This is a genomic window from Paenibacillus sp. J31P190 (assembly GCF_059692075.1).
This window is the reverse complement of the sequence record NZ_JCAUAS010000036.1, coordinates 46101-55795: the sequence shown is the minus strand read 5'-3', so window position 1 is coordinate 55795 and position 9695 is coordinate 46101. Positions and strand designations below refer to the sequence as shown.

General features: G+C 47.0%; 6 protein-coding genes, 10 tRNA genes and 1 rRNA gene. 15 read left to right on the top strand and 2 right to left on the bottom strand.

Annotated features, from left to right (window positions below):
* From rrf to AC58U0_RS34235, 11 genes are all read left to right on the top strand, one after another.
* A 5S ribosomal RNA gene (gene rrf, locus AC58U0_RS34285) occupies positions 1 to 104 on the top strand; the annotation flags it as partial.
* Between the two features lie 51 nt (positions 105 to 155).
* Positions 156 to 227: transfer RNA gene (locus tag AC58U0_RS34280), tRNA-Glu, on the top strand.
* Positions 228 to 234: 7 nt separating this feature from the next.
* Positions 235 to 310: transfer RNA gene (locus AC58U0_RS34275), tRNA-Val, on the top strand.
* Positions 311 to 325: 15 nt separating this feature from the next.
* Positions 326 to 402, top strand: a tRNA-Asp gene (locus AC58U0_RS34270).
* Between the two features lie 20 nt (positions 403 to 422).
* Positions 423 to 498: transfer RNA gene (locus AC58U0_RS34265), tRNA-Phe, on the top strand.
* Positions 499 to 572: 74 nt separating this feature from the next.
* A tRNA-Thr gene (locus AC58U0_RS34260) sits at positions 573 to 648 on the top strand.
* 72 nt (positions 649 to 720) lie between these two features.
* Positions 721 to 793: transfer RNA gene (locus AC58U0_RS34255), tRNA-His, on the top strand.
* A 12-nt stretch (positions 794 to 805) separates the two neighbouring features.
* Positions 806 to 878: transfer RNA gene (locus AC58U0_RS34250), tRNA-Lys, on the top strand.
* Positions 879 to 899: 21 nt separating this feature from the next.
* A tRNA-Leu gene (locus tag AC58U0_RS34245) sits at positions 900 to 979 on the top strand.
* Between the two features lie 58 nt (positions 980 to 1037).
* Positions 1038 to 1123, top strand: a tRNA-Leu gene (locus tag AC58U0_RS34240).
* Positions 1124 to 1171: 48 nt separating this feature from the next.
* Positions 1172 to 1250 (top strand) — tRNA-Leu (locus AC58U0_RS34235).
* A 65-nt stretch (positions 1251 to 1315) separates the two neighbouring features.
* Here the strand turns inward: AC58U0_RS34235 and AC58U0_RS34230 are convergent.
* A complete protein-coding gene (locus AC58U0_RS34230; protein ID WP_497383181.1) occupies positions 1316 to 1528 on the bottom strand; it encodes a helix-turn-helix domain-containing protein in 213 nt (70 codons plus the stop codon).
* 313 nt (positions 1529 to 1841) lie between these two features.
* Here AC58U0_RS34230 and AC58U0_RS34225 point away from each other — a divergent pair, with 313 nt between their 5' ends.
* The 4 genes from AC58U0_RS34225 (at position 1842) to AC58U0_RS34210 (ending at position 8898) form a co-directional block, all read left to right on the top strand.
* Entirely contained in the window at positions 1842 to 5186 is a 3345-nt protein-coding gene (locus AC58U0_RS34225) for a response regulator (protein WP_497383180.1), read from the top strand.
* Positions 5187 to 5439: 253 nt separating this feature from the next.
* The gene (gene nagZ, locus AC58U0_RS34220) at positions 5440 to 7101 is read left to right on the top strand and encodes a beta-N-acetylhexosaminidase (protein WP_497383179.1); all 1662 of its coding nucleotides are present in this window, start codon (positions 5440 to 5442) and stop codon (positions 7099 to 7101) included.
* The gene (locus AC58U0_RS34215) at positions 7101 to 8294 is read left to right on the top strand and encodes an anhydro-N-acetylmuramic acid kinase (RefSeq protein ID WP_497383184.1); all 1194 of its coding nucleotides are present in this window, start codon (positions 7101 to 7103) and stop codon (positions 8292 to 8294) included. The genes nagZ and AC58U0_RS34215 overlap by 1 nt, the downstream gene beginning before the upstream one ends.
* Positions 8295 to 8355: 61 nt before the next feature.
* A complete protein-coding gene (locus AC58U0_RS34210) occupies positions 8356 to 8898 on the top strand; it encodes a D-lyxose/D-mannose family sugar isomerase (protein WP_497383177.1) in 543 nt (180 codons plus the stop codon).
* Positions 8899 to 8911: 13 nt separating this feature from the next.
* Here the strand turns inward: AC58U0_RS34210 and AC58U0_RS34205 are convergent, their stop codons facing one another.
* Positions 8912 to 9625, bottom strand: a complete 714-nt coding sequence (locus AC58U0_RS34205) for a FadR/GntR family transcriptional regulator (protein ID WP_497383176.1) — start codon at positions 9623 to 9625, stop codon at positions 8912 to 8914.
* Between the last annotated feature and the right edge of the window lie 70 nt (positions 9626 to 9695).

Genomic DNA, 9695 nt, shown 5'->3' with positions numbered 1-9695 from the left:
GCGGAGGGGACCCACGCGTTCCCATCTCGAACACGACCGTTAAGCCCTCCAGCGTCGATGGTACTTGAACCGCAGGGTTCTGGGAGAGTAGAACGTTGCCAAGCAGTACCCACTAGTTGGGTATTTTTTTTGCCGCCTCTTTTGCGCGGAAATAAGGCCCGTTGGTCAAGTGGTTAAGACACCTCCCTTTCACGGAGGTAACAGGGGTTCGAGTCCCCTACGGGTCATTAACATGAACGCTTAGCTCAGCTGGGAGAGCACTACCTTGACAGGGTAGGGGTCGGCGGTTCGATCCCGTCAGCGTTCACCATATCATGTACATTTTGGAGCTGTGGTGTAGTGGCCTAACATGCCTGCCTGTCACGCAGGAGACCGCGGGTTCGAATCCCGTCAGCTCCGCCATCTTTTTCAATATCAAGTAAGGCTCGGTAGCTCAGTCGGTAGAGCAGAGGACTGAAAATCCTCGTGTCGGCGGTTCGATTCCGTCCCGAGCCACCACTTCACCCCAAAAAGTGAAGTAGAGTCTAAGGTGTAGTTTCCGATTACTTTTCGGGGACCCCATAACTTAATAAGCCGTTGTAGCTCAACTGGTAGAGCAACTGACTTGTAATCAGTAGGTTGGGGGTTCAAGTCCTCTCGACGGCACCACAGTACCCCAAAAGTGAAGCGTTGTAATAACGCCGATTACTTTGTTGGGGCCCAGTAAGACTTATTCATATGGCGGTCGTGGCGAAGGGGTTAACGCACTGGTTTGTGGATCCAGCATTCGCGGGTTCAAGTCCCGTCGTCCGCCCATTCTTTTCAAGAGTCATTAGCTCAGTTGGTAGAGCACCTGACTTTTAATCAGGGTGTCGTAGGTTCGAATCCTACATGACTCACTTTGCCTTTTTTTACAGCATGCGCGTATGGCGGAATTGGCAGACGCACTAGACTTAGGATCTAGCGGGCGACCGTGGGGGTTCAAGTCCCTCTACGCGCATCCCAAAGTGACGAACTGGATGGTAGCTTAGTGATTCCAGTTCGGAGCTTTCCATTAAGCCGGAGTGGCGGAATCGGCAGACGCACAGGACTTAAAATCCTGCGGTAGGTGACTACCGTACCGGTTCAAGTCCGGTCTTCGGCATTATCTTAATTGCATGCGCGCCTTAACACATCAAGGCGCGCCACATAAGCCGGCATGGCGGAATGGCAGACGCGCTCGACTCAAAATCGAGTCCGAAAGGGTGGAGGTTCGAGTCCTCTTGCCGGTATCGTAGTATAAAGTAAAGTGGTTGAACAGGAAACTTTCCTGTTCAACCACTTTTTTTTGCATACATTACTTGGTACGGTACTGCATTCTGAATAATTTTGGCCTAGTGCCCGTATGTTTGGTAAAACAGCGGATGAAGTAGGGAAAAGAACCAAAGCCCGTTTCTTCAGCAATCTTACTGATGGCCTCATCCGTGTGAATGAGCAAAAGCTTCGCCTGTTCCAAACGATAGCTTGTGACATATTGAGTGGTGTGCAGCCAAACGTTTTTTTCATACATAAGGCAATATAATTGATGTGAAAATATAGCGCTTCTGCTAACTCTTTATACTTAACTTGTTCTTGATCATTCATCCGCAAGAACGCCGCGGCATCCTCTGCGATCTGAAGATATGGGTTGTTGTTTCCGGAGAAACCACCCTCCTCTTGAAGGTTTAGAAGTATGACATTCAAATATCGCTCTCCCCCAGCCCCAAAAAGCAGGAGGATGGTCGATCTTTTTTTACCACAGATTTACATGGCAATCAAGGATAACGTCAAATCATGTCGAATAAATGAATACACAGACGTTTTTTCATTTGGAGGCATTACCGATGATAAAGAGCTTTGCGCGTACATATAGTCGTTTAAGTCTACATAAACAAATCATTTTTCCATTTATATGTATACCCCTTATATTGGGAGCTATTTATTATCTTCAAGTCAATGGATTTACATCTAAAGTCACTGACAAAACCAATTTACGCGTCATCCATCATTTACAATCCGATATATTTAATCAGTTGGACAGCTATTTTAAACCGGCGGAGTATGTGAATAGTTTGAATGTCACATTAGAGGGAAATGGTTCTCTGAACTCAGAAGATGTCGATAAGTTGGGGAAGGTTTTTCTAGAAGAAGTTCGCAATAATGACTTTATTGACTATGCTTACTATGCGAATGAATCAGGCAAATTTGTATCATCTGGGGTAAATAATGGTGTTTTGGAAATTGCTTCATCGACGGGTGAACCTTCCAACAAAGTTATTGTTAATCGAGTAAATCAATTTGGTGATTTTATGAAGGAGCTTAAGGTTGTTCCGAGCTTTGACGCTCGAAAACAATCATGGTATGAGCAAGCGAAATGGACGGGAACTACGTATTGGTCAAAAGTGTATGGGGGTGTATTTGAAACTGGTCTTGGAATTACAACGTCCAAACCATTAATATCGGTTGATGGCAAAGTTATTGGGGTCTTTGGTACGGATATTTCTCTAGATAAGGTAGCTAGGCATATGCGAAATATTAATATTAGTAAAAATGGTCTGGCTTTCCTCATGGAGCCTACAGGAGAATTAATTGCAACTTCAACTGGAAATACCTTATTTACGAAAAAAGGGGATAACTACGAGAGAGTCAGAGCTGGCACATCAGAAAATAAAGTGATTAAAGAAAGTAATGGGTTGATCAAAGAGAAAGCTAATAATGAACTTCAGATTCGTTCGGGTAAGTTTCAAATTCAGGGTGAGAATTATTTTTTAGATGTTAGTAGATATTCGTTTAATGGGAATTTTGATTGGTACTTAGTCATTGCGATACCTGAGCACGATTTGACAGAAGACATTCATACTTTGCTTCTCAAATTTGGTATAGAGGCTCTGATTGTGCTAGTTATTTTGATCGCGCTAAGTCTCTTATTAACGAAATGGATCATTACACCTATTAAAATATTGAATGAAAAAGTGATTGATATCCGGAATGGGAATTTCGGAATTGTTATAGATAACTACCGCAAAGATGTTATTGGCGAGCTCACCAATGCATTTAATGAAATGTCGTCTAAGCTCAAGGAACGAAATCTAGAAGCACTTGATTTAGAAAAAGCAAATGTAAGTCTGATTCAAGAGTTATTGCAAGTGAATGAAAGCTTAGAGGAACGCATTGATAATCGCACTACGGAGCTTGAGGGCAATAATAAATTACTGATAGAGGCAAAAGAAGCGGCTGATGCCGCAAATCGCGCCAAAAGCGAATTTATAGCAAATATGAGCCACGAAATCCGTACACCCATGAATGCGATTCTTGGCTTTAATTACTTACTGCAGCAAACAGAGTTGACGGACCAGCAAAAGGATTACTTGGACAAAACGGTGCTATCCGCCAAGAGCCTGCTCTCCATCATTAGCGATATCCTCGATTTCTCGAAGATAGAGGCGAAGAAGATCGTCTTGGAACAAATCGATTTCGATTTGTATGAGGTGCTTAACAATATTTCGACGATGATGAGCTTTAAAGTGTTTGAAAAAGGGCTTAAGCTCCACTTCTCTGTTCATCACGCGGTTCCTCAGATGCTCAAGGGAGACCCGTTCCGATTAAATCAGGTACTGCTAAACCTGTGCAATAATGCGATTAAGTTCACGGAATACGGGGAAGTAGCGATTTCCGTCCAATTGCAATCGAAAAACGACCAAGGGATTGTGCTTCGTTTTAACGTTAGCGATACAGGGATTGGTATGACTAAGGAGCAGCAAAATCAACTTTTCCGAGGATTCACGCAAGCAGACATGTCGATGACCCGCAGATACGGGGGCACGGGCCTTGGGCTGGTCATTAGCCAAAAGCTGATCGAGCTTATGGGAGGGTCAATCGACTTAGAAAGCGAGCCGGAGAGCGGGTCATGTTTTACCTTTACCTCACGTTTTGATCACAGCACGGATGTATTTTTTGAAGTAGAGAAAGACTTTCATTTGAAGTTCCTTCGCGTATTACTGGTGTGCGATAGCCTCGAGATGCAATTGATTTTGAAAAGCCAACTTGAACAGCTGCAATTCATTGTCTGTGTCATCGGGTCGTTGGACAATGAGATTACCAATATTCATAGTGATTGTCGGTTTGACTTGGTACTTATTGATTGGCAGTTGGAACATGCGGATGCCGTTCAACTTGTGGATAATATCAAAACGAACTATTCAACGCCGTCTCAAGTTCTTGTGATTATCAGTGCTTATCACGAATCCCAATTGCAAGAGCTTGCTCATACGTCTGTTGTTAAGAAAGTTATGTACTTTCCGATTAGCCAGTCACAGCTGTATAACGAAATTGTGGGTTTATTTGAGCCTCAGACCTCTCATTCTTTGGAAAAGAGCATCATGAAGGACCAGGATCAAACAGAGAAATTCACTGAGCTTCGCAACGCCAACATTTTGCTAGTAGAAGATAATGAGATCAATCAAATGGTAGCCAAAGAGTTTCTAAGTGAGAAGGGGATGTTTGTCGATGTGGCGGAGAATGGTGCTGTAGCAATAAACATGGTCGAAAATAAACGATATGACGCCATATTAATGGACTTGCAAATGCCTGTGATGGACGGATATGAGGCTACGCGTCAAATCATCGAGACGGGCTACAAAGTTCCTCCTATTATTGCGATGACGGCTGATGCGGTGAAGGGTGTTAAGGAGCAAGTGCTTGAAGCAGGAATGAAGGCTTATATAACAAAACCCTTTGAACCCATTGAACTGTTCAGTGTGCTGCAGCGTGTGATTCAAAGCTCGAAATTGCAAGGCATGTCACAGGCCGCTGCCACCGTAGAAACGTATGAAACCTTGCCTGTTTTACAAGTAAAAGAAGCGCTGGAGCGTTTGGGAAATAAAACGGAATTATATCATCGGATTTTGCAGCTATTTGTACAAAATCATGCTGAAACAGCTGTTGAAATTCGGGAGGCGCTTCAAGCAGACGACATCAAGAAAGCTAATTTGCTTGTCCATACGTTGAAAGGGATTGCTTCCAATATTGGGGCGATAGATCTTTCCAGTTCAGCATATGACTTGCAGGATGCGATTCAAGAAACAACTCGTGAAACACAAAGTGACTATGAACAGCTGGAATCTAAGCTGACAGAAGTTAATCGCAAATTACAAGAGGTTTTGGCAGCGATAGATAACTATATGGGTTAGTAAAAGGAGGCAGCGGATGTGGATACATTCGTTTGCCTCTTTTTCTTTGTATAGGAAATTTTATGATTTTCGCAGTCTGTGGATAAGCTTTGCATAAGAGTGTAAAATTAAATTTCATATTTCATATTTTATATTGAAATATTATTTTGTTATTCCTATAATAATAGATATTCGGTTCACTTTGTAAACACTTACATGACAGCTTGGAGCTGCGGAGATCATTTTGGCTTTACGAGGGGAGTTAGAAAAAGAAATGAGTAAAAGCAGCATGAGCAGGAGCCATACAGACCTCAGTGAATGGACGCTTCGGCAAAAAATCGGTCAGATGATCCTCTGTGGATTTGAAGGCACCGATATGACCGAAGATCTGGAGAATTTTATTGAACAAAACCACATAGGCGGGGTCATTTACTTCGCTCGTAATGTACAGGATACACAGCAAGTTGCTCGGCTGTCCGAGCAGCTCCAACAAGTTGCAAGACGATCTCAGAATCTGCCGCTATGGATATCCATTGATCAAGAGGGCGGCATGGTGGCTCGCTTGACGGAAGGCGTGGCGCTAATGCCAGGGCAGATGGCACTAGCTGCGGGAGCTCTTGAAGCAATTGACGGTTCAAAATCTGCCTATGAGTCTTCCTTTATTTCAGGGCAGGAATTGCGAACACTGGGCGTTAATATGAACTTCGCGCCTGTTTTGGATGTGAATAATAATCCGGATAACCCCGTTATCGGCGTTCGATCATTCGGGGAGTCTCCCGAGCTTGTCGCTGAATTCGGACGTCGGTCGATGCAAGGTTACCAGGATGCTGGGGTCGTTGCAACGGCCAAGCATTTCCCGGGTCATGGTGATACGAACGTGGATTCGCATCTGGATTTACCAACGATCGAGCATGCTGAAGCGCGCATTCGCGCGGTTGAATTGGTACCTTTCGTTGAATCGATCAAGAACGGTGTGGATGCAATTATGTCAGCGCATATTTATTTCCCCGCTTTAGAATCGGCTAAGCTGCCAGTCACTCTTTCGAAGTCGGTACTTACTGGACTGCTACGTGAGGAGCTCGGCTTTGAAGGAGTTATCATGACCGATTGCATGGAAATGAATGCAATCTCCGAGCACTACGGCACCGCGCCGGCGGCTGTCATGGCGGTCGAGGCAGGGGCTGATCTCGTGCTGATCAGCCACAGCCGTGACCGCCAGCTCGCGGCCATCACCGCGCTGGAGCGCGCGGTGCGCGAAGGGCGGATTACCGAAGCACGTATTGACGCTTCGGTCGCCCGTTTGCTCGCGCTCAAGGAGCGGCGCGGCTTGTTTGAAGCGCGGCCAAGTGCGGCAGCCGCGGATGAGGTCGGGACCGCGGCGCACCGCGCGGTCGCGCAGCGCCTCAGCGAGGCGAGCATCACGCTCGTCAAAGACGAGCAGAAGCTGCTCCCGCTGAAGCGGGTGAAGACGCTCGCGGTCACTGTGGCCGCAGCCGTTTCGTCGGGTGTCGACGAAACCTACGCGGGCCCCGCGAGCTTGGGGGCTGCGCTGACCGAGCACGGCCTAGACGTGCTCGATCGCGTGCTGCCGCTGCCGGAGGTGGCAGCGAGCAGCGCTGGGCTGCTCGCCGAAGCGCAGCAGGCGGAGCAGATCGTCATCGGGACGTACAACGCCCGATTCCATCCCGCGCAGGTCGAGCTGGTGCGTGCCCTGCAGGCGCTCGGCAAGCCGCTTGTGGTCGTCGCACTGCGAGTGCCGTACGATTTGCTGGAGCTGCCGGAGATTTCAACCTTCATTGCGGCCTACGAAAGCCGGCCACTTGCCCTGCAAAGTGCGGCCAAGTGCTTGTTAGGTCAGCTTACTCCGCAAGGCCGGCTGCCGGTCTCGCTTGGTCTAGACTTTCCAGCAGGATGGAAATGGGAGGGTGGTCTATGATGCTGCGATCCTTATTGAATCAAACGTCACTGACGGTTGCTGGAATCATGTCAGGTACTTCCCTCGACGGCATTGATGTCGCGCTTGTTCGAATTGACGGCTGCGGCTTTGATGCAAAGGTTGAGGTGCTCCATTTTGAGAGCTTTGCCTATGAAGATGAATTACGAGAAAAGCTCAAAGAATTATGTTCCATCGAACATTCCGATGTGTCTTTGCTATGCGGGATGAACTTCGCGATAGCGGAACGCTTTGCCGATGCCGTGTTACATGCGGCGTCAGCGGCTAATATCCCCATGGAGCAAATTGATCTCATCAGTTCTCATGGTCAGACGGTATGGCACATACCTGTAGCGGATGAAACGAATCCATATCAGCCGAAATCAACCCTGCAAATCGGCGATTTATCCGTCCTAGCTAAGCGGACGGGAAGACCTGTTGTTGGCGATTTCCGTACAGCGGATATGGCGGTTGGAGGTCAAGGTGCACCGCTAGCCCCATACGGGGACTTTATTATGTTCCGCCACGAGGAAAAGGGGCGTATTCTCCAAAATATCGGCGGGATTGGCAATTGCACCGCGATTCCGGCTTCAACATCGACCGATGCTCATGATCTTATCGCTTTTGATACGGGACCAGGCAATATGATTATGGACCAAGTTGTCTTTGAGCTTTCGCAAGGCCGGTTGACTTATGATGCGAACGGTGCGTGGGCCTCTATCGGCTTTGTTGATGTCGAGCTGCTTAATAGCATGCTGGCACATCCTTACTTCAAACTTCCTCCACCCAAAACTACCGGGCGTGAGCTCTTTGGTAAAGCTTATGCCTCTTCTTACTTGGCAACTGCTCTTGAGCGAGGATTACCGCCTGAAGACATCGTTGCGACAGCGACATCATTTACCGCGCATTCCATCGCCCGTGCTTACAACGACTTCGTTTTCCCGGAGTATAATATTGCGGAAGTAATTGTTAGCGGCGGCGGGGCGCATAATCAGACGCTGCTCAGAATGCTCCGAGAGCTGCTTCCGGAGCAATCCATTCTTACATCGGATGAACTCGGCTTATCGGGTGATGCCAAAGAAGCTGTCCTCTTTGCTTTGCTAGGCAACGATTGGATTCATGGCGTACCTAATAATCTGCCATCTGCTACTGGAGCAGAGCGGCCCACAATCATGGGCAAGTTAGCCCTGCCTTAGATTCTTTTGAGTTATGTTATGATATGCATTTCCGATGGTACTTTTGGGAGGGTGAGAAGAGATGAGAAGAAGTGAGATCACGAGGGCTCAAGAGCGCACAGCAGAAGTACTGAAGCTCTGCGGTATTGTGCTGACAGACAACGAAATCAGGAACATTGAAGTGGCTGACTTTGGGCTCAATCAACTAGAAGTTCAAGGGCTTGAATTAATTACCTATGTGAACACAGAACGTTATTGTGCCAAGGAATTGGTTCTGTTCCCAGGTCAAACATGCCCGGAGCATTTACATCCGCCAATCGGCAGTGATCCTGGTAAAATGGAGACTTTTCGCTGCCGATCAGGGAGCGTCTTGCTCTATGTAGAAGGAGAACCGGCTTCCAGCCTTAAAGGAATAATACCTGCTGGGAGTGAGGCTTACTACACCGTGTATCACGAGATTGAATTGCATCCAGGTGAACAATATACGATCGAACCTGGCACTAAACACTGGTTTCAAGCAGGGGATCAAGGCGCGGTTGTTTCTGAATTTTCCAGTACTAGCCGGGATGAGTATGACATCTTCACCGATCCCCGAATCGAGCGGATACCAGTTATAGAAGAATAAGCAGTGAAGTTCCTCAAAGCGCATCCGTTGAGATTTTGGCAAGCTTTTGAATTACTTGGTCCACTTTATGAATATGCTGTGACATCTTTTCCGCTGCAAGCTGCTCATCTTTCATCTCGATGGCATCAACGATATCGCGATGTTCCTGAAGGAGCTTCTCAGCGGAAGCACGTTCAGCAAAAAACCATAGACGGCGAGAAGCCTTCATACTTTGCTGCAACCGCTCCGTCAAGGACTCCATCATCCCGATCATGAGGGAATTGTGGGAGGCTTTGGCGATTTCTAGGTGCAAGCGAATGTCGGCTTGCTCGCTTTCTTCTTCGTTTTCTAGCGAGGCTTCCATCGTGCTTAGAATCTGCCTGAGTGCCGTCAAATTTTCTTCCGTACGGCGACTTGCAGCTAACGAAGCACAACCTGCCTCTATGAATCTTCGTACCTCCTGCACTTCCTGCAGCGTTTGGCCGTGATCGAAGAGGCTGCTGCTATCTATTGGCAAAGGGTTCGTAACGAAGGTGCCTCCGCCATGTCGAATATCTACCCACCCCATTGCTTTTAATCCGCTAAGCGCTTCTCTAATCGTAGAACGGCCAACCTGAAAGCTAGCTGCAAGTTCAACAACAGTTGGAAGTTTCGAACCTGGTGCATAAGTACCCGTCTCGATTTGCAATTTAATTTGCTGAAGGACGATTTCCGAGCCCTTTTGCGGTCGAATCTGCTGAAATGTCATATAATTCCCCCATGAAGTATCTATACATCTATTCAATCATAAGTTAAAATAGAAAAAAAGTCATCTGATC